Source organism: Nostoc sp., from assembly GCF_036919555.1.
Taxonomy (GTDB): Bacteria; Cyanobacteriota; Cyanobacteriia; order Cyanobacteriales; family Nostocaceae; genus Nostoc.
The window spans coordinates 144,383-163,277 of record NZ_JBALCS010000012.1; the positions used below are offsets into that span (position 1 = coordinate 144,383).

Below are 18,895 nucleotides of genomic sequence, written 5' to 3' on the forward strand. Positions count from 1 at the left end.
CAAAGGACGCGCCTTTATTTGATGATTTTCGTGCCGTAGTCTCTTTTAAGAATTGTAGCGTGCCTATTTTGACTCACTACTAAAAGTATTTAATAGTGAAGCAATGCTAACAATTTACTAGAGGAAACGAGCATGGCAAAGTATGTATGTACTGTTTGCGCCTATGAATATGACCCAGAAGTAGGCGATCCAGATAATGACATAGAACCGGGAACAGCTTTTGAAGATATACCAGATGATTGGTCATGTCCAGTTTGTGGTGCCACAAAAGACCAATTTGAACTAGTTGAAGAGTGAAGATAACGGCTAGCCTAGTAAAGTACGTGCTATTGAGAAATTTTAGAACTTGCTACCGTTACAAATCGTAGTTATTGGGGGTGGGGCAGCAGGATTTTTTGGCGCTCTTGCTTGTGCTAAAGCCAATCCTCAAGCCCAAGTTACTTTACTCGAAGCCAGTCGCCAACCCCTAGCGAAAGTGCTAATTTCTGGTGGCGGACGCTGCAACGTTACTCATGCTTGCTTTGACTCTGAGGAGTTAGTACAAAATTACCCCAGAGGTGCAAAAGCTTTGCGGGGTGCTTTGACTCGCTTTGGGCCTCAAGATACAGTAGCTTGGTTTGCTGCTGGTGGAGTCTATCTCAAAACTGAAGCTGATGGCCGGATGTTTCCTGTCACCAACACTTCAGAAACCATTGTGGAATGTCTAATTAAAGCAGTGGCGACATCTGGAGTAAAACTCCGTATCGGTACACACGTAACTTCAGTGAAACGAACCGCAGCAGATGGGGGGTTTGAAATTCTTCTGAAGTCGGGAGAGACGATTAAATGCGATCGCCTACTTCTGGCAACCGGCAGCAGCCCTGTGGGTTATAAAATTGTTCGAGAGTTAGGTCATCAAATTGAACCGCCAGTACCCTCGTTATTTACCTTCAATATTCTCGATCAAAAGCTGAGGGAATTAGCTGGAGTTAGCGTTAACCCTGCTCAATTGCGGTTATCTGCGGGCGGAAAATCCCCATTACAACAAACTGGCCCATTGCTAATTACCCATTGGGGTTTGAGTGGCCCCGCCGTTTTAAAGCTTTCTGCTTGGGGTGCGAGAGTTCTGCACGAAAGCCGCTATCAAAGCAAATTGTTAATTAATTGGCTGCCCCTTATGCACCAAGAACAAGTGCGAGAAAAAGTTTTAGCAGTTAAGGATGAATGGGGAAAGAAAGCGATCGCATTGCATCGCGGCGTTGACCTACCCCATCGTCTCTGGCAATATATCATTGCCCGTGCAGGCATTACCATAGAAGACCGTTGGGCAGAAATATCTAGTAAAACCTTAAATCAATTGGTGCAAGAACTCACTCAAGGACAATATTTAATCAACGGTAAAGGAGCCTTCAAAGAAGAATTTGTTACCTGTGGCGGCGTCAACCTCAAAGAAGTCAACTTCAAGACAATGGAAAGTAGATTAGTTCCTGGTCTTTATTTTGCCGGGGAAATCTTAGATATTGATGGCGTTACCGGTGGATTTAACTTCCAAAGTGCTTGGACAACCGGCTATTTAGCAGGGATAGCAATGGCGACTAGCGACTAGTATCACCACAGGGATTATGACAGTTTAAGAGAGTTCGTAGTCAGGACTAATATCAAGTTCGGGTGATTACTTGTAATAAAATCTATCAATGTAGGTTGGGTTGAACGGCAGTGAAACCCAACATGAACAAGGAGCAAATGTTGGGTTTCGTTCCTCAACCCAACAAAGTAGATATTATAAGTGTTTAACCGAACCTGATATAAAATCTTGACTACGAACTTATCAAAATTAATGTAGCAGACTACTATAACAGTTCTCGTTAAAATTTATTATCAAAAAGATGCTCTCTTAATTCTTGGATATTATTAATCATTTAAAAACCTCAAATTTTCTGGACTATGAATAATCGCTATCTTAATTACTAATAATTATCTGGCTAGTACAAAGCGGCAAAAATAAAGCTACCATCCTTTGTAGATCAATTTTGAACATACCCAACAATGAAATTCAGCGAAATCCTCCGCCAATTTGGTGACGGCGCCACCAATCATAGCCTGACTAGCAACCCAGACCATGACCCAGAAATTACCGGGATAGCAGCTATTGATGAAGCTACCATCGGTACTCTCAGCTACGTAGAAGGTGCAAAATTTGGGTCTTTTATCGGCAAGACCAATGCTAGTGCTTTAATTTTGCCCCAGGACGAAAAATTACAGGTGCTTGCACACCAAAGCGGTATTGTCTGGCTAGCGACCTCAGATCCGCGACTGTTGTTTGCCAAAGCGATTGCACTTTTTTACCAAGCATATCGCCCCATCCCAGAAATTCATCCCACTGCTGTGATTCACTCCACCGCAAAAGTTGGTAGTGATGTTTATATTGGCCCCCATACTGTGATTCAACAAGGGGTAGAAATTGGCAATGGCGCAATCATTCATCCGAATGTGGTGATTTATCCAGATGTCAAAATAGGCGATCGCACCACCTTACACGCCAACTGTACCATCCACGAACGTACCCACATTGGTGCAGATTGCGTCATTCACAGTGGTGCTGTCATCGGTGCAGAAGGCTTTGGTTTTGTTCCTACCCGGACTGGTTGGTTCAAAATGCAACAATCTGGCTATACAGTCTTAGAAGATAGTGTAGAAGTAGGCTGCAATAGCGCCATTGACCGCCCAGCCGTCGGAGAAACCCGGATCGGTCGCAATACAGTAATTGATAACTTAGTGCAAATAGGTCATGGTTGCCAAATCGGTTCAGGCTGTGCGATCGCCGGTCAGGCTGGGATGGCGGGCGCTGTACAACTTGGGAATCGGGTAATCTTAGCTGGGCAAGTAGGAATTGCCAATCAAGCGAAAATTGGTGATGGGGCGATCGCTTCGGCTCGAACTGGCATTTTACACGATGTTGCAGCAGGAGAAATTGTCTCTGGAACTCCAGCCATTCCTCATAAACTATATCTCAAGGTATGTGCTGTTTATAGTCGCCTACCAGATATGTATCAATCGCTAAAACAATTACAACGTAAATTGAACAATAGCAATGATTAACTTCATCTAAACCTCCATTCCTCACATCACCGAATTTTAGATTTTAAATTTTGGATTTTGGATTGAAGATTCAAAATCCAAAATTTAAATAGGTCTGAAGGCGAGAGCATTTCCAAGAATTGCCCCCGTTTTCTTTGCGAGAATAAATCTAAAATTACTTGACTTGCCCGTGACTTGATTGCTCTTTTCAATCTAAAATCTAAAATCCAAAATTTATTTCGGTGTGGCAAATACAATCCCAAAGGCATAGATACCATAACCAGGAAAATTTGCGATCGCAAATGTCGTGTAGGATCTCTGATTACTGAAAGCCTTAGATAATAAATATAATCTCAGAAGTGAGCGCAGTCAAACTGACATCCTCAGTCACAGCAATAACGTCGCCGAAAACGGGCGCTCCGAAGAAGATAACCGGATCTAAGTATAGATGAGTCATTGGTAAAAGTACCAAAAGCAACGCACTGGCTCGTCTACAAAACGGGATTTTGAGTGATTAGAGCATTTTCAAATCATGTTTCAGCGAATGTTTGAATAGCGTATAGGTTGTATAGTTTGTGCGAAGAAATTTAATTTTTAACAATGGCTCACAAATATATTAACTAAAATTATCCTTGAAGTATTACAATATTCTTATTAAAGTTAGAAATAAAAATATTTATTTTTCCTAAAAAAAGTCTGGATAATAAATAGCTAATACATCTACTTTGAGAAATATATTTGTTGAATTTATTTCTTTCTGAAGAGGAAACTGAACGATCGCATATGCCGGAGGATAGATATGTACGTACAAATGATGTAAACAAACTTGTCTGATTTTTACAGCAAGCTTGACGATAAAAAAACAATAAGAAATAAGAGGAAAAAATGCCCAGGCTCGTAGGACAGCGCTCTAACACTGGAGCAAACATCACCGTTCTCATCACCCTTGTTGCCATCTTTGGGGTACTCCTAGAATACTTTGGCGTTATTGACATAGTTCCGGGTTTTGGCAGAGAGGGACGATACTTTCAGCTAAAAATTCAGCCAACCAACGAACAAGTGACTGGACAACCCAATCAATAAAAACTGCGAGGGATAGATAAATGCGTAAAGGTAGTGATGTTATCGATAAAGTAGTTGTTACCTATGACAATGGTAAGAAAATTGAGCGAATTATAGATTTAATTTTTGATCAAAAACACAATCAACTTTTGGGTTTCCTCGTTGAAGAGAAGGGACTATTTCGGGGTGCAAAAGTCATTCCCCTAGAAGAGGTGCAAGCGATCGGGTTAGATGCGATCGTCGTTAACTCGAAAGAATCTGTTGTTAAGGTACATCGTGTCCCTGCAATTAAAGAGATTCTCCACCAGAATATCGTCCTAAAAGGAACGAGAATTCTGACCACTGAGGGACTCGACCTTGGTGCACTAGTTGATTTGTTCTTCGATGAGCATAGTGGACTGGTGGAAGGATACGAAGTTTCTGGCGGTGTATTTGCCGATGCTTACTCGGGGCGATCGTTCGTTCCCGCTCCCGAAACGCTGACAATTGGTTACGATGTTACCTTTGTGCCTCCAGAAACTGCTCAGATGATGCAAGAACAGGTCGGTGGTATCCGGGGAGCCGTCCAAGCAACTGAAGACAGGTTGCAAGAATCGGCCCAAACGGCTAACCGCAGACTACAAAAAGCCAGCCAGTCGGCAGGTGAGCAACTGCAAAGCTCAGTAGAGAATGTGAACCGCAGGCTACAGTCAGCAAGCGATAATGCAGGTGAGCAACTGCAAGCCGCAACTGATGCTACTAGCAGCAAACTGCAAGACCTCAATCGAGATGCATCTGCCTCTCTGACAAACAATCTGGTTGACCCTGCGGAGCAAAAAATATATGTGATTGGCAAGCATGTTGAGCGGGATGTGCTGACTCCAGACGGTAGTGTACTCCTACTACAGGGGCAGGAAGTCACGCTAGTCGATGCAGAAGCAGCCACTCGTATGAGCATCCTCGATGAACTCTATCGAGCTACGGGTGGCAGTCTGACTGCAAACATCAGCCGCAATTTGAAAGCAGCAACAGAATCTACTAGCAATCAAATTCAGAGCGCAACTCAGAAAGGTGCTGCTAACCTACGTCACTCGGTTGATGGGCTGGCAGAATATGTGGCGATCCAGCAGGCAAGAGGGCGCAGAGTCCTGCAAACAGTGCGTGCTAACGATGGCTTAATTATTGCAGCATCTGGGCAGATTGTAACTGAATCCGTCCTTGAACGCGCCCAAATTTACGGCAAAGAAGTAGAATTACTGAACGCTGCTGGTCTGGCTCTGGCAAGTGCAGTTAGTTCTACCGCAAGTGACACATGGTTAGAAACCAAAGTTCAATTGCGCGATCAAGCAAGCGTTGCCCAAAAGAACCTCAACACTTTCTGGCAAGCTTTGAAAGATCAGGCAGAAAAGTTACAAGGACGCAGCACACGGGCGATGAAGAAGCAACGAATTGAACAAGCACTGGGTCGTCCAGTTACCCGCGTCATTCTTGATCCAGAAGACAACGTGATTCTAAATGTGGGTGAATTGATTACTCATCGCGCTGTCCGTCAGGCTGAAGAAAGTGGAGTCCTGAATATCTTAGTGAGTTCGGTCTATATTAAGGAGCCAGAAATATCTGATCAAGAGCTGCGTGCCCAAGAACATGGAATGGCATCTCTGGCGCATCATGGTAATGGGCGATCGCAACTTGAAGTCAAATCAATCTCATTGACATAACCCTCGCCCTACAAGGGCAAGGATTCTAAGCTCAAGCGGTAATTGCAGTCGGAGACTGTCTGACGTTACCTAACTTAACGAACCTATCCCACTAATAAAATCCGTTGAATCCACATATGGATAGTTGCAAGGTCAATGAAGGAATCAAAATATACTGTTTGACGTTCCCATCGGACGACTAAACGACGATATTTACGTTGATACCAGGCAAAACAACGTTCCTGCTGAAACCTGGGAACAGAAATTTTGATTGGTCTACCTCTGTTTTTCTTCGTTTTCCAAACTCGTTTGGGAATTTGAGGTCTAATTCCTCGCTTGCGTAAAGCAGCGCGTTTATACGAGTGAATCGTAACCTTTATCAGTCGCTAAGACCTTGGCTCTCTTACGCGGTCTACCAGGCTTTAAAGTTTTAAGTTTGACTTTATCTAGCAGTGGTAATACCTGCTCTCTTTCATTTCCGTTGGCTGGAGTTGTACAGTTAGCTAAAGGCATTCCATTTCCCTGCGTAAGTGTATGAATTAACACTCCTTTTCCCTTACCGCCATAAACAACCTCTTTACCTCCTCCCTTTCCAGGGGGAAAAAGAGCCATCAACAGCCCCAAAGTCCCAATTTATCAAACCTTTCTCATCAGCGACCGCAAGAACACGCGCCTGTATATATTCAAACGTTCCATCCTCACGCCATTGCTTTAACCATCGGTGCGAAGCGCTTTTTGAAGCCCATATATCTCCCTTTGGGATGTCACACCATCGACATCCAGTAATCAAAATGTATAAAAGACTATTTAGCAGATAGCGGTACGGTGCATGAGGCATTCCCTTACCACATTTTTCTGGTTCTGTAGGAAATATATCTTCAAACAATTTCCATTCCAGATTGCTTAACCCCTCGAAACGTCCTGCCATCGTTTGATACACCCTTCTCAATTCAGAAATAGGCTATCATATTTGGGGATTAGTGGGATAGGTTCAAGTAAGTGAGAGACAAGAGGATATCCGGGAATGGACTTGTCCTAATTGCAATACTCTTCATGATCGTGATGGCAATGCAGCCGCAAATATTAGAGCCGAGGGCATCAGAATACTAAAGGCGGAATCTTTTCTGCCGTCTCTGCTGTAGGAGGGGAGATAAGTCCTACTCTTGGGCGAAAGTCTAAGTTTAGGCACTCCCCTGTGATTACAGAAGCTCCTAGTTCAGCCGTAGGCAACTAGGAGTAGTTCACCGCACCACCTTTGCCAGATGACATTGCACTTTCCAAACTAAAATCCTAATTTCTCCAATACTGGCTTTGTGGAAACAATGTGGCGTTCTAAACCTAGTTCTTTTGGACTAACCCCAAGTGCCAAAGCAATTAACTGAGGTAAATGCAACACTGGTAAACCTAGCTTCTGTTCAATCACCTTTTCCACTTCTGGCTGACGCGAATCTAAATTTAAGTGGCACAAAGGACAAGGCGTAACTATACAGTCAGCACCAGATGCCAAAGCGTCCTGAATATGCATCCCCGCCATTTTGAAAGATTGGGTAGTGGCATAACTAGAAAGCGGCCAACCACAACATTGTGTCCGCCCTCGGTAATAAATTGGTGTTGCACCCACAGCCCGAAACATATTTTCCATCGCTTCCGGTTGGAAGGGGTCATCATAGGGGATAGATTTTTGGGCGCGGAGGAGATAACAGCCATAAAAAGCCGCACATTTTAATCCAGTTAACTTCCGGGTGACACGTTTGGTAATTTCCTCTAAACCGTAATCTGTTACCAAAGCGTAGAGGAGATGTTTAACCTCAGTACTGCCGCGATAAGGCGAACAGCCTTCTTTATGCAGCAAGCCATTAACCTGTTCAATGTAGGCAGGGTTAGAAGTCTTGCATTCTTTCAGGTGTTCGTTGACGTGACCGATAACACCTTGACAAGTGCTGCAATGAGTAAGTAAAGGCAGATTTAATTCTTCTGCTAAAGCAATATTTCTGGCGTTGACTGTATCTTCTAGCAGTTGGGAATCTTCTTTAAATGTGCCAGAACCGCAGCAAGCAGCTTTTTTAAGTTCAACCAATTCAATGCCCAGTGCTTGCGTAAGCGCTTGAGTTGACTGGTAAAGTTCCCGACAAGCCCCTTGGGCAACACAACCGGGGAAGTAAGCGTATTTCAGGGTGTGAGATAGCATAGAAGTATGTTTGGGTTAGAGCGATCGCTCTAAACAATAACTGTTTTATCATTCCTTGTTAGCACCGAAGTTCTGATGTTTGACGTTGGGCGACCCTTTAACCGTCTAGGTTCAAAGCCGCCGCGTCTACCTACATATTCTCATTGCTAGCAAGGCTGTAAATACTGATCGAGACATTGTAAAAAATTTTAGCAATAATTGGAAAGCCGAAACATTTACACGGTATCGGCGATGGTGTAGCATCCTCCATTGCCCAAGTGTTAAGAGAAAACTTACTTCATTCTTTTTAGAAGAAAGGTTTTCTCACAGAAAAACCCTTGGCAGTAGGCGATCGCGCTTGACCGAAAAAATGAGATACAGAGCTACGCACTTCTAGGGCGGCTTTTTGATAAACTGCGAATGGAGTTAAAAATCCCCCTCTAGGCTCAAGACACGTTGAAACAGTTACGGTGAGAGCAGGCGTAGACAAAAGCAACTGGGCAATTGTCTAAAATCTATCCCAGAAGCTCAAAGCAAGTCATTTTTTGCTTGTGTTCGTTAGTCGCGGCAGGGCATTCCGAGACTTAAAACGGACGTGGAGAGCGTGTAAGACCTCGGTAGAGGCTGTGCTTGTTGAAGCGTCAACCCCATTCAGCGACTACTTCCCGTTGGGGTGGTAGCGTGGTGAGGAATCATCGCTCATTTAGGACGGTGAGGATGTCAAGATAAGATGTATATGCTCAAAACAATGTCTCCTCTAAATGAGCAGATTCTCGCAACTGGTTAAGGACTTTTATTATTTATGAGCCAAACGGAACTTTTTGAAAAGGTCAAGAAAATCGTCGCCGAACAACTGAGTGTTGAGGATGATACCAAAATCACACCCCAGTCGAAGTTTATGGACGATCTAGGAGCAGATTCCTTGGATACCGTTGAACTGGTGATGGCCTTGGAAGAAGAATTTGATATCGAAATCCCCGACGAAGCTGCCGAGCAGATTATATCGGTTCAAGACGCAGTAGATTACATCAATAACAAAGTTACCGCATCAGCTTAACTGGGGATTGGGGATTGGGGATTGGAGAGATTTTTATTCAGCACTTAGTCACACGAAGGGTGACGTTAGGAACGTCGCTAACACTGACACTAACGCCAGTCTCTCATAAAGGAAATCTTTAAGACCCTTCGGGTGACGCTCCTACTGCGCTGGCTCACCATTACCTAGTCGCTAGGCTCGAATTTTTTGCCATGCAGCTTTTTCGCCATTTTTAACTGAATCATGACAGATCATACACGTAAACGCGTTGTTGTAACTGGTGTTGGCGCGATTACACCTATAGGTAACACAGCAACAGAATATTGGAATGGATTATTGAGTGGACGCAATGGTATAGACTACATCACATTATTTGATGCATCTCACCATGATTGCCGCATTGCTGGTGAAGTGAAAAACTTCGATCCACATGATTACTTGGAGCGCAAAGAGGCCAAGCGCATGGATCGGTTTGCCCAATTTGGGGTTGCGACAGCAAAACAGGCTTTATCTAACGCGCAGTTAGTGATCAATGACCTGAATGCAGAACAGGTAGGTGTCATGATCGGTTCTGGCGTTGGTGGCATCAAGGTATTAGAAGACCAGCAAACTATCTACCTCAATCGTGGCCCCGATCGCTGTAGTCCATTCATGATCCCGATGATGATTGCCAATATGGCCGCAGGATTAACAGCAATTCACACTGGTGCTAAAGGGCCAAACTCCTGTCCTGTAACTGCCTGCGCTGCTGGCTCCAACGCCATCGGAGATGCTTTTCGCTTAATTCAAGGAGGATACGCCCAGGCGATGATTTGCGGGGGAACAGAGTCAGCTGTCACACCATTGTCAATAGCTGGGTTTGCCGCCTGCAAGGCACTCTCTTTTCGCAATGATGACCCGTATACAGCTTGCCGTCCCTTTGACCGCGATCGCAACGGATTTGTCTTGGGTGAAGGTTCAGGAATTTTAATTCTAGAAGAACTGCAACACGCAATCAGTCGCGGCGCTCACATTTATGCCGAAATGATCGGCTATGGGATGACCTGTGACGCCTACCATATCACCTCCCCCGTACCTGGTGGACTTGGAGCAGCGAGAGCCATAGAACTAGCGCTCAAAGATGCCAGTATAACTCCCGAACAGATTAGCTACATTAATGCCCACGGCACTAGCACCCCAGCTAATGATTCAACTGAAACCTCAGCCATCAAAAAAGCCCTGGGAGAACATGCCTATAAGGTGGCAATTAGCTCCACCAAATCGATGACAGGTCATTTATTGGGCGGTTCTGGAGGTATTGAAGCAGTGGCAACAGTACTGGCGATCACTAATGACCAAATTCCACCGACAATCAATCTGGAAAATCCAGATCCAGAGTGTGACTTAGATTACGTGCCTAACTCTAGCCGCGCTCAAAAAGTCGAGGTGGCAATATCCAATTCTTTTGGGTTTGGCGGCCATAATGTCACACTGGCCTTTAAGAAATACGTCTAAAAGAATTCAGGAGTCAGAATTCAGAATTTAGAATTCAGAAGTTTTATCCTCCTCTGCCCAATGCCCAATGCCCAATGCCCAACGAAAGTATCAGAAATAGCATTCCGATATAATTTAAGCGTTCAGCATGACCCAATTATCAGCTTGATTTATCACCAGAAACTCAGGAGATCCCGCTTGTCCATCGACAAGCGGGAGTGGGATGATGAGGATACTGTGGGGAATCTAAAATAACCCCAACAAGAGAAGCTACCAAGAGTGCTAACCCGTCGTTAAAAACAAGAGATTATGACTGTTGCAACCCAATCCCCCAAACAAGTTTCCCTCGAAGAACTTTGTATTAACTCGATCCGCTTCTTGGCTGTTGATGCCGTAGAAAAGGCCAAATCTGGACACCCAGGACTGCCGATGGGCGCGGCTCCGATGGCTTTTGTCCTCTGGGATCGCTTTTTAAAGTTTAATCCCAAGAATCCCAAATGGTTTAATCGCGATCGCTTTGTCTTGTCTGCCGGTCATGGCTCGATGTTGCAGTACGCCCTGCTCTATCTCACAGGCTACGACAGTGTAAGCATTGAAGATATCAAGCAATTCCGTCAATGGGAGTCCAAAACCCCTGGACACCCCGAAAACTTCATGACCCCAGGCGTGGAAGTCACCACCGGCCCACTAGGCCAAGGAATTGCCAATGCAGTCGGTTTAGCGATCGCCGAAGCGCATCTTGCCGCTAAATTTAATAAACCCGATACCAAGATTGTTGACCATTACACCTACGTAATTGTGGGTGACGGTTGCAACATGGAAGGTATTTCCGGTGAAGCTGCTTCTTTTGCAGGACACTTGGGATTAGGTAAACTCATTGCTCTGTACGACGACAACCACATTTCCATCGACGGTTCCACAGATATAGCATTCACCGAAGATGTTTCCAAGCGGTTTGAAGCATACGGTTGGCACGTTCTGCACATCAAAGATGGCAATACTGATTTAGCGGCAATTGAGAAAGCGATCGCCGAAGCTAAAGCTGTAACTGATAAGCCGTCCATGATTAAGGTGACAACCACCATTGGTTACGGTTCCCCCAATAAAGCAAACACTGCTGGTGTTCACGGTGCTGCGCTTGGTGGAGACGAAGTAGCATTGACTCGGAAAAATTTGGGTTGGGAATATGAGCCTTTCGTAGTACCCGAAGACGCCCTCAAGCACACACGTAAAGCAGTTGAGCGCGGCGCAGGTTACGAAACCGAATGGAACAAGACCTTTGCGGACTACAAAGCTAAGTATGCCCAAGAAGCGGCTGAATTTGAACGCTACATAAGCGGCAAACTACCCGATGGTTGGGATAAGGTACTACCCACCTACACCCCCGAAGACAAAGGACTGCCCACCCGCAAACACTCAGAAAACTGCCTCAACAAATTAGCGGCGGTTTTACCTGAATTGATTGGTGGTTCGGCTGACTTAACCCACTCCAACCTTACCGAAGTCAAGGGCAAGGGCGACTTCCAAAAAGGGCAATACGAAAACCCCAACATCCACTTTGGTGTACGGGAACATGGTATGGGCGCAATCTGTAATGGTATCGCGTTGCACAGTTCGGGATTAATTCCCTACGGCGCTACCTTCTTGATCTTCACAGATTATATGCGTGCTGCCATCCGCTTATCCGCTCTTTCCCAAGCTGGCGTAATTTGGGTGATGACTCACGATTCCATTGGACAAGGTGAAGATGGCCCCACACACCAACCCATTGAAACTCTGGCTTCCTTACGAGCCATTCCTAATTTAACCGTGTTTCGTCCCGCAGACGGTAACGAAACCTCTGGCGCTTATAAAATAGCGATCAAAAAGTCGAAGCAAAACGCTCCATCTCTATTGGCGTTCACCCGTCAAAACGTTCCCAACTTGGCAGGTACATCAATTGAAAAGGTGGCGAAAGGTGGATACACCGTGGTGGATAGCGAAGGTACACCTGATATCATTTTGATTGGCACTGGTTCAGAACTGAGCCTCGCCGTCGGCGCAGCCGAAAAACTCACAGCCGAAGGTAAGAAAGCCCGTGTTGTCTCGCTACCTTCATGGGAACTGTTTGAAGCACAGGATGCGGCTTATAGAGAGTCTGTTCTGCCAAAAGCTGTCACCAAGCGTTTGTCTGTAGAAGCTGCTAGCAGTTTCGGTTGGCACAAGTACGTAGGTAGTGAAGGCGATTGCGTTAGTATTGATCGTTTTGGTGCTTCGGCTCCAGGCAATGTTTGTCTAGAGAAGTTTGGCTTTAGCGTTGATAATGTTTTAGCTAAGGCTAAACAATTGTTAGGTTAATAACAACAGAATATTCTCAAAATTTTGTGGGGTGGGCATCTTGTCCACCTTTTTTTTACGCAGAGGGGTGCTGAGAGGATGTTTAAAAGTCTAATTTATTAATAGCCCTAGCGAATAGAATTCGCGGCTATACAGACAAAACCCACCTCCGTGGGTTAAAAACCTTTGATTTTGTATTGTCCACGGAGGTGACTTCCCTACGGGACGCTACGCGTAGCTTTTTATAGTAAATATGAAGTTTTATTTCTAGATGATATAGAAATTCTTGAAAAAGCCTGCGAAATTCATCTGGATTTAAAACGCAGAAGTCTAACTATCCAAGAGGAAGATATATTTATAGCAGCAACTGCGATCGCACGCGGTTTAATTATGGTTTCTAACGATTCTGATTTGCTGCGACTGGAAGGACTAAGCTTAGAGAATTGGCCATCAACACATTCTTAGAAATAAGAGCTTCGTCTCTACTTAAATTTACATTTTTCCTTGTAACACTCGTGTTTAGAAACCGGGTTTTTCAGAAAAACCCGGTTTCTAGTCCTAAATTCCTACTAACTTATCTAAAATAGCCCTGGCGCGAGAATCCTCTAGTCCTCCTGCTGTCCGATAAAAAACCTCCCATTCATCAGAAGTAATTTGTAAATATGATTTGTATTTATCTGCTGATGCTCTCAAGCTTTGTTTGTAATCTGGATAGGAATAGATTTTAAGGTAGCGTCCGCGATTACCTGTGCGGCGAACCTTTACTTTCCACTCACGATTATAGCTGTCACATAAAACTGTTTCTTCCAAATCATGTTTAACGCTATGCCGTGTGTGGTCGAATAATTTATTGGCATCTTGGGCGATTTCTTTACCAAGCCTATATAAATCTAATATCATTACTTTTCCCTCCAAAACTATTTCAAAACAGAAGTTTTAAATTTATTCTTTTAATTCCCCTGATTGTGAAATTTAAGCTTATTTAATTTTTCGAGGGAATGCTACCAAAGAAATACGTAATTAAAAAATGGATAGTTCCCATGACCTCAGCACAAACACCTTTAGGCGTTGAATCAACCCTACCAGACCACACGCAGCTACCAGAATCTGACGCGACATTTGTAAAAAATCTGCAAGAACATCCTCAAAGCTTATTGCTGACAGATTCTATTGAGCCAATCTTGCAGAAGCTGCATCTCAATGGACAATATTGCATAGGTCAAGATAGAGGTATTTATTGGCGTATGACTGAACCACCAGAAAGAGGAGCAGAAGCCCCAGATTGGTTTTATGTACCAAATGTACCGCCAACTTTAAATGGTCAAGTCCGCCGTTCTTATATACTTTGGCAAGAATATGTTGCACCTCTGATTGTGTTGGAATTTGTTTCAGGAGATGGTTCCCAAGAAGAGACAAAACACCAATTACAGGTAAGTTTTGGGTTTATGAGCAAGCAATTAGAATTCCCTTCTATGGCATTTATGAAGTGAAAAAAGCTAGTGTCCAAGTGTATCAATTGCTCAGGGGTGAATATCAGCTAATACCTGCCAATGAACGCGGACATCATCCTATTGAACCTATGGGTGTAGAATTGGGAATTTGGCAAGGGCGCTATCAAAATCTAGAATTACCCTGGTGGGATAATCAGGGTAATTTGCTACAGACAGGATGGGAGCGATGTCTACGACGGGCTACGCCTACGCAGCGCTTGGCTGCTAAACTAACAGAATTAAATATTAACCCCGACGAGTTAGTTTAATTATTTTGGCAACTATCTTTAGATAGATAGGGTAAACACTACGCGATTTATCGTTAGTAATACCTTGCTAGTAATGAAAAAATACAACTTTCCATCTGAATATTATATTTAATTGATTTTGTCAATAGGTAATCTCCAGTATTGCCTAAGAAATCAGCAAGGGATTCTCAGGACTGAATCTATATTCATGCTTTATGTAGATGCAGTTATGACTTTTCAAATGCGATGATATATATTCGAGAACAATAATTAGTTGCTGTTGTTCAGATAAAAAAATCAGATTTTATCCGACTCCACTAAGTTTGGTTTTTAGCCAATTGTTTGATGTTTTGAGAAGGTAACACAATGAATAATATCCTAAAGCGCACACTTCTACCCAGCCTCATGGCTGCAAGTCTAGCTGGTGTCACCTTAGTTCCCGCGAAACCGGCTGCTGCTGACGACCAAGTACTAAGAGATGCAGGTATTGGGGCTGTTACGAATGTAGTCACCGGAGCTGTTAGGGGACATGGTAATGTATTAAAAAATGGTATTAGGGGTGCTGTGACTGGCGCAGTTGTCAATGGTGCAAATGGTCTGAGAAAGCATCCTTATCACCGGAGCGCTGTTCAAGATGTCGGAGTCGGTGCAGGGGCTAGCGCATTGACTGGCGTAATTACTGGCGATCGCAAAGATACCCTTGGCAATGCTGTTGATGGTGCAGCTGTAGGTGGAGTAATTCATCTATTAACCAAGTAAATTCATCAGCTGAAATACTTCCAACGGTTAACGAACTTATCCTTCCCTAATTCCTCTCCTTTCTAAAAGGAGCAAACCCAACCTTCCCCACTAGGGAAGGGAGGTTGGGGGGTTAGATTAATATTCAGATATATGCCACCGTCAGAATCGGATGACGTTAAACTTGACAGTAAACTCTAGCCCTTCAACGCTTTTCTAAAGTTTCGACGATAGGATTGATTTGTAATAAATAAAGCTGGCCATAGCAAAGATAAACCAATGCGATTGGTCAAAGTTGGATTAAAATTAGTCCGCCCAAAGCCATTCCAAAACTTCCAAACGCCGCCTCCGTAAACCACTATCAAGACAAAAATAATAAAGTTACCCATTCCCATCAACTCCATTAGTAACTGAGAGAATTTAAGTTAAGTTTTACCGATCGCTGTCAAAAACCCATATATAGACTTTTCACTTTAAATGTTGCTACAAATGGGCAGCAGAGACATTTATTCTACTTATCATAACTTTCTGGCATACCCACTGGTGATAAACCCGCGATCGCTCGTAAGTTTTGGCAACGAATCAACTTAGTAAAATTTAAACTGGAATGTCCTTCAATTTTAGCTACCGCTTCAATTGCAGATAACAGGTATTGTGCTGCTTCTGTTTCTGAATAACCGCGTCGCTGTGCTATTTTAATGGCTGCTGTATCAGCATTTAACTCTGACTCTTGAGATTTATTAGTGCGCCAGATCCTCCAAGCAGCGATCGCACTTAATCCCCCAGCTACGGCTACACCTACCACATCTGATTGTACTGCTTCCAATGATCCGCCTAACAGCCCAGCCACCACTACACCTTGATAAATGTCGGGTTTAAACCACTTCACCCCCGTCAACCAGCTAACCATCTGCAACAGCAGCAAATCTCGTTGCGGCTTTGTCAAGCGATGCCACAAATCAAAATTAATATATATCGGTCGTGCCTGATTCCAGGGTTGGGGAAAGGAGGCATCAATCACTTTTGCTTGCTGAGGCTTACTAACAAGTTTTGTCGTCATCCGAGCAGAAGCAGGCATCACATCTAACAAACGGCGAATTTCAACATTTTGCTCCATAAATTTAATTATTAGCCATAATGTGCATGGTAACTATTTTAGTTATCAATCGTGTTAATCTTTGATTTGTGATTTGATAATGTGGCGGGATTTTATTGTATCCGTTTGCGCCCAAATTCAAAACCTCAAAGTTCTCGATCACCATTGAGACTGCACTTTTAACGACATGGACGCTTTTGTTTCGATCCCGCCTGAATGGACAAATGAGGCAACACACGCTTACGAGTTTTGCTGTCCTAGCTGCCGCTCTAGTAGCTTGGAAGCTGAAAAAGTTTGGCTAAATCGGCGATCGCCTGTACTTACAGAAGATCATCGTCGCAAATGGCAGGAGTTCTACTATTGCCACTGTGGTTCTGTGTGGTGGGCTTGGAGTAGCGATCGCCCCTCAAAAGATATATCGAATCAGCAAGATTATAATCCTACATAGCCAATTTTTTCAGATGAATGGGAATTTATGAATCTGCGACCATCCGTAATGCCAATTCTGAATAAGCCGATAAATATTTATACTGGAAGTGCTTATCTATCGTAAATTAAAAGGTTTAAATCCCCAACTGAAACTACTAACTGCTGAATAAACTCAGAAACAAATTGTGCGTTAGGCAAAGCCATAACGCACCCTACTGTTCTACTGTTGAATGGTAGTTATTATCTCAACTCAATTGTTCATACTTAAATTTACCTTTAATAAACTTGTTAAAATATTGACCTTTAGACGGTGTATTGTCTAAGTCTTCTTTGACACTAGGAGGTACTTTGAAATACTCGTAAACACTTCCACTATCAAATTCAATAGTCAGTGTTTGAGTTTTTGGATCATAGCTAAATTGCTTAATAACGCTGCCTTCAGGCTTGAGTAGAGGGAAGGCGATTACATCCCGAATGCTGGCAGAATCTGTTAATAACATTACCAACCGATCAATCCCAATCCCTAAACCACCTGTAGGCGGCATACCGTATTCAAGGGCTGTCAAAAAGTCTTCATCTACACCTTGGGCTTCCAAGTCGCCAGCAGCTTTTCTTTCAGCTTGGGCTTCTAGACGTTCTCTTTGCTCGATGGGATCGGTAAGTTCTGAGAAGCTGTTGCCAGTTTCTCGCCCGACGATAAATAACTCAAATCTTTCCACCAAAGCAGGTTGAGAACGATGCGGTTTTGCTAAGGGCGAAATTTCTACAGGATAATCAATTACAAAGGTAGGTTGAATTAAATTAGCTTCTACCTTTTCTTCAAAAGCTAAATTCAGTAACTTACCAATTGATTTGGCTTCATCTACACCAGGAATCCCAGCATTTTTACTTGCTGTTTTTGCTTCTTCCAAAGTTTGGAAAGAATTAAAATCCAACCCCGTAAATTCTTTAACTACATCGTTCATTGTCACCCGTCGCCAAGGTGGTGTTAAATCGATAGGTTCCCCTTGGTAGGTGATTTGCAATGTGCCGAGTACCTCTTGGGCGACAGTGGTAATAATCCCTTCTGTCAGCGCCATCATATCGTTGTAGTCGGCGTAGGCTTGGTAAAGTTCAATTGTCGTAAATTCGGGATTGTGGCGAGTCGAAATTCCCTCATTGCGGAAAACTCGCCCCAATTCAAACACCTTTTCAAAACCACCCACAATCAACCGCTTGAGATGGAGTTCTGTGGCAATTCGCAGATACAATTCCATTTCTAAAGTGTTGTGGTAAGTGATAAATGGACGTGCATCTGCACCCCCAGTTTCACTTTGCAAAACTGGCGTTTCAATTTCCAAAAAATCCCGTTCTTCCAAATAGCGACGAATACCCGCAGTAATTTGGGCGCGACGGCGGAAAGTTTGCCGCACTTCCGGGTTAACAATCAAGTCAACATAGCGCTGACGGTAGCGCTTGGCAACATCCGTTAATCCATGCCACTTGTCGGGTAGGGGCAATAGGGATTTAGTGAGAATAGTATATTGTTTAACGTAGACAGATAACTCGCCCTTTTCAGTCCGTTTAATAGTACCTTTGGCTCCCAGAATGTCACCTGCATCTGTGAGTTGCTTCAGGTGATTGAAGGCATCGGCATCAATATCTGCCATGCTTTCTTGGATGCGATTTTTGTCTAGATAAAGCTGAATTGTGCCGGTTTCGTCTTGCAAAGTGAAGAAAGCTAATTTACCGAAAACGCGACGTGCCATAATGCGTCCAGCGATCGCAACTTCTAAATCAACTTCTTCACCACTGGATAAATCGGCAAAATTTTCTTGCAACTGGGCTGCATGATGGGTAGATTCCCAACGATAGGCATAGGGATTAGTCCCTAGCTGCTTGAGTTGTTCTACTTTCTCCAGCCTTGCGGCCCGGATATCTTCTTCCGACATGGTAACGAACTAAATAGGGCAAGATTAATTATAGATGCTGCAAAAGTTAAGAGTAAGAGATACAGTAGATTGCAACAAGCGCCTCTGTACAGATTATTGTAAGGGCACAACATTGTTGTGCCCCTACCTGTGTACCTCATTTACTTGAAAAACGCTGTATTTGCACTTTGCAGATG

The 18,895-nt window shown here is 43.7% G+C and carries 18 protein-coding genes and 3 pseudogenes; 13 read left to right on the plus strand and 8 right to left on the minus strand.

Annotated features, from left to right (window positions below; translation table 11 throughout):
* Positions 1 to 132 precede the first annotated feature (132 nt).
* From rd to V7K36_RS05075, 5 genes are all read left to right on the plus strand, one after another.
* A complete protein-coding gene (rd, locus tag V7K36_RS05055) occupies positions 133 to 297 on the plus strand; it encodes a rubredoxin (RefSeq protein WP_335113704.1) in 165 nt (54 codons plus the stop codon).
* Positions 298 to 346: 49 nt separating this feature from the next.
* Positions 347 to 1,585, plus strand: a complete 1,239-nt coding sequence (locus V7K36_RS05060; RefSeq protein ID WP_335113706.1) for an NAD(P)/FAD-dependent oxidoreductase — start codon at positions 347 to 349, stop codon at positions 1,583 to 1,585.
* 440 nt (positions 1,586 to 2,025) lie between these two features.
* Entirely contained in the window at positions 2,026 to 3,078 is a 1,053-nt protein-coding gene (gene lpxD, locus V7K36_RS05065; RefSeq protein WP_335113707.1) for a UDP-3-O-(3-hydroxymyristoyl)glucosamine N-acyltransferase, read from the plus strand.
* Positions 3,079 to 3,942: 864 nt separating this feature from the next.
* A complete protein-coding gene (locus V7K36_RS05070) occupies positions 3,943 to 4,140 on the plus strand; it encodes a hypothetical protein (RefSeq protein WP_335092785.1) in 198 nt (65 codons plus the stop codon).
* Between the two features lie 20 nt (positions 4,141 to 4,160).
* Positions 4,161 to 5,816, plus strand: a complete 1,656-nt coding sequence (locus V7K36_RS05075; RefSeq protein WP_335113709.1) for a PRC-barrel domain-containing protein — start codon at positions 4,161 to 4,163, stop codon at positions 5,814 to 5,816.
* 333 nt (positions 5,817 to 6,149) lie between these two features.
* On the opposite strand, the gene V7K36_RS05080 is transcribed toward V7K36_RS05075, so the two are convergent.
* Positions 6,150 to 6,407 carry a transposase gene (locus tag V7K36_RS05080; protein WP_335113711.1) on the minus strand — a complete coding sequence of 86 codons (258 nt, stop codon included), beginning with the start codon at positions 6,405 to 6,407 and terminating at the stop codon, positions 6,150 to 6,152.
* The gene (locus tag V7K36_RS05085) at positions 6,373 to 6,723 is read right to left on the minus strand and encodes a transposase (RefSeq protein WP_335113713.1); all 351 of its coding nucleotides are present in this window, start codon (positions 6,721 to 6,723) and stop codon (positions 6,373 to 6,375) included. Before V7K36_RS05085 ends, V7K36_RS05080 begins: the two co-directional genes overlap by 35 nt.
* 64 nt (positions 6,724 to 6,787) lie before the next feature.
* Here V7K36_RS05085 and V7K36_RS05090 point away from each other — a divergent pair.
* Positions 6,788 to 7,029: pseudogene (locus tag V7K36_RS05090) on the plus strand (zinc ribbon domain-containing protein); the annotation flags it as partial.
* A gap of 48 nt (positions 7,030 to 7,077) precedes the next feature.
* Here V7K36_RS05090 and V7K36_RS05095 read toward each other — a convergent pair.
* Positions 7,078 to 7,983: a CoB--CoM heterodisulfide reductase iron-sulfur subunit B family protein gene (locus V7K36_RS05095; protein WP_335113715.1), complete on the minus strand. Its 906-nt coding sequence runs from the start codon at positions 7,981 to 7,983 to the stop codon at positions 7,078 to 7,080.
* A 286-nt stretch (positions 7,984 to 8,269) separates the two neighbouring features.
* Positions 8,270 to 8,452 carry a hypothetical protein gene (locus tag V7K36_RS05100; RefSeq protein WP_335113716.1) on the minus strand — a complete coding sequence of 61 codons (183 nt, stop codon included), beginning with the start codon at positions 8,450 to 8,452 and terminating at the stop codon, positions 8,270 to 8,272.
* A 312-nt stretch (positions 8,453 to 8,764) separates the two neighbouring features.
* On the opposite strand from V7K36_RS05100, the gene acpP reads away from it, so the two are divergent.
* From acpP to V7K36_RS05120, 4 genes and pseudogenes are all read left to right on the plus strand, one after another.
* On the plus strand, positions 8,765 to 9,019 hold the full coding sequence (gene acpP / locus V7K36_RS05105) for an acyl carrier protein (protein ID WP_335113718.1): 255 nt from the start codon (positions 8,765 to 8,767) through the stop codon (positions 9,017 to 9,019).
* Between the two features lie 222 nt (positions 9,020 to 9,241).
* Positions 9,242 to 10,492, plus strand: a complete 1,251-nt coding sequence (gene fabF, locus V7K36_RS05110; RefSeq protein WP_335113720.1) for a beta-ketoacyl-ACP synthase II — start codon at positions 9,242 to 9,244, stop codon at positions 10,490 to 10,492.
* A 288-nt stretch (positions 10,493 to 10,780) separates the two neighbouring features.
* On the plus strand, positions 10,781 to 12,808 hold the full coding sequence (gene tkt / locus V7K36_RS05115; RefSeq protein WP_335113722.1) for a transketolase: 2,028 nt from the start codon (positions 10,781 to 10,783) through the stop codon (positions 12,806 to 12,808).
* A gap of 219 nt (positions 12,809 to 13,027) precedes the next feature.
* Positions 13,028 to 13,252, plus strand: a pseudogene (locus tag V7K36_RS05120) (PIN domain-containing protein); the annotation flags it as partial.
* 93 nt (positions 13,253 to 13,345) lie between these two features.
* Here the strand turns inward: V7K36_RS05120 and V7K36_RS05125 are convergent.
* Positions 13,346 to 13,687: a hypothetical protein gene (locus V7K36_RS05125; protein WP_335113724.1), complete on the minus strand. Its 342-nt coding sequence runs from the start codon at positions 13,685 to 13,687 to the stop codon at positions 13,346 to 13,348.
* A 140-nt stretch (positions 13,688 to 13,827) separates the two neighbouring features.
* Between V7K36_RS05125 and V7K36_RS05130 the strand changes: the two are divergent.
* Positions 13,828 to 14,546: pseudogene (locus tag V7K36_RS05130) on the plus strand (Uma2 family endonuclease).
* A 345-nt stretch (positions 14,547 to 14,891) separates the two neighbouring features.
* On the plus strand, positions 14,892 to 15,284 hold the full coding sequence (locus V7K36_RS05135; RefSeq protein WP_335113726.1) for a hypothetical protein: 393 nt from the start codon (positions 14,892 to 14,894) through the stop codon (positions 15,282 to 15,284).
* 176 nt (positions 15,285 to 15,460) lie between these two features.
* Here V7K36_RS05135 and V7K36_RS05140 read toward each other — a convergent pair whose 3' ends face one another.
* Positions 15,461 to 15,652: a hypothetical protein gene (locus tag V7K36_RS05140; protein WP_334831549.1), complete on the minus strand. Its 192-nt coding sequence runs from the start codon at positions 15,650 to 15,652 to the stop codon at positions 15,461 to 15,463.
* A 122-nt stretch (positions 15,653 to 15,774) separates the two neighbouring features.
* Complete coding sequence (locus tag V7K36_RS05145; protein WP_335113727.1) at positions 15,775 to 16,380, minus strand: DUF3318 domain-containing protein; 606 nt, start codon at positions 16,378 to 16,380, stop codon at positions 15,775 to 15,777.
* A gap of 166 nt (positions 16,381 to 16,546) precedes the next feature.
* Between V7K36_RS05145 and V7K36_RS05150 the strand changes: the two genes are divergently transcribed.
* Positions 16,547 to 16,807, plus strand: a complete 261-nt coding sequence (locus V7K36_RS05150) for a hypothetical protein (RefSeq protein ID WP_335113729.1) — start codon at positions 16,547 to 16,549, stop codon at positions 16,805 to 16,807.
* Positions 16,808 to 17,033: 226 nt separating this feature from the next.
* Here the strand turns inward: V7K36_RS05150 and lysS are convergent, their stop codons facing one another.
* A complete protein-coding gene (gene lysS, locus V7K36_RS05155) occupies positions 17,034 to 18,719 on the minus strand; it encodes a lysine--tRNA ligase (RefSeq protein WP_335113731.1) in 1,686 nt (561 codons plus the stop codon).
* Between the last annotated feature and the right edge of the window lie 176 nt (positions 18,720 to 18,895).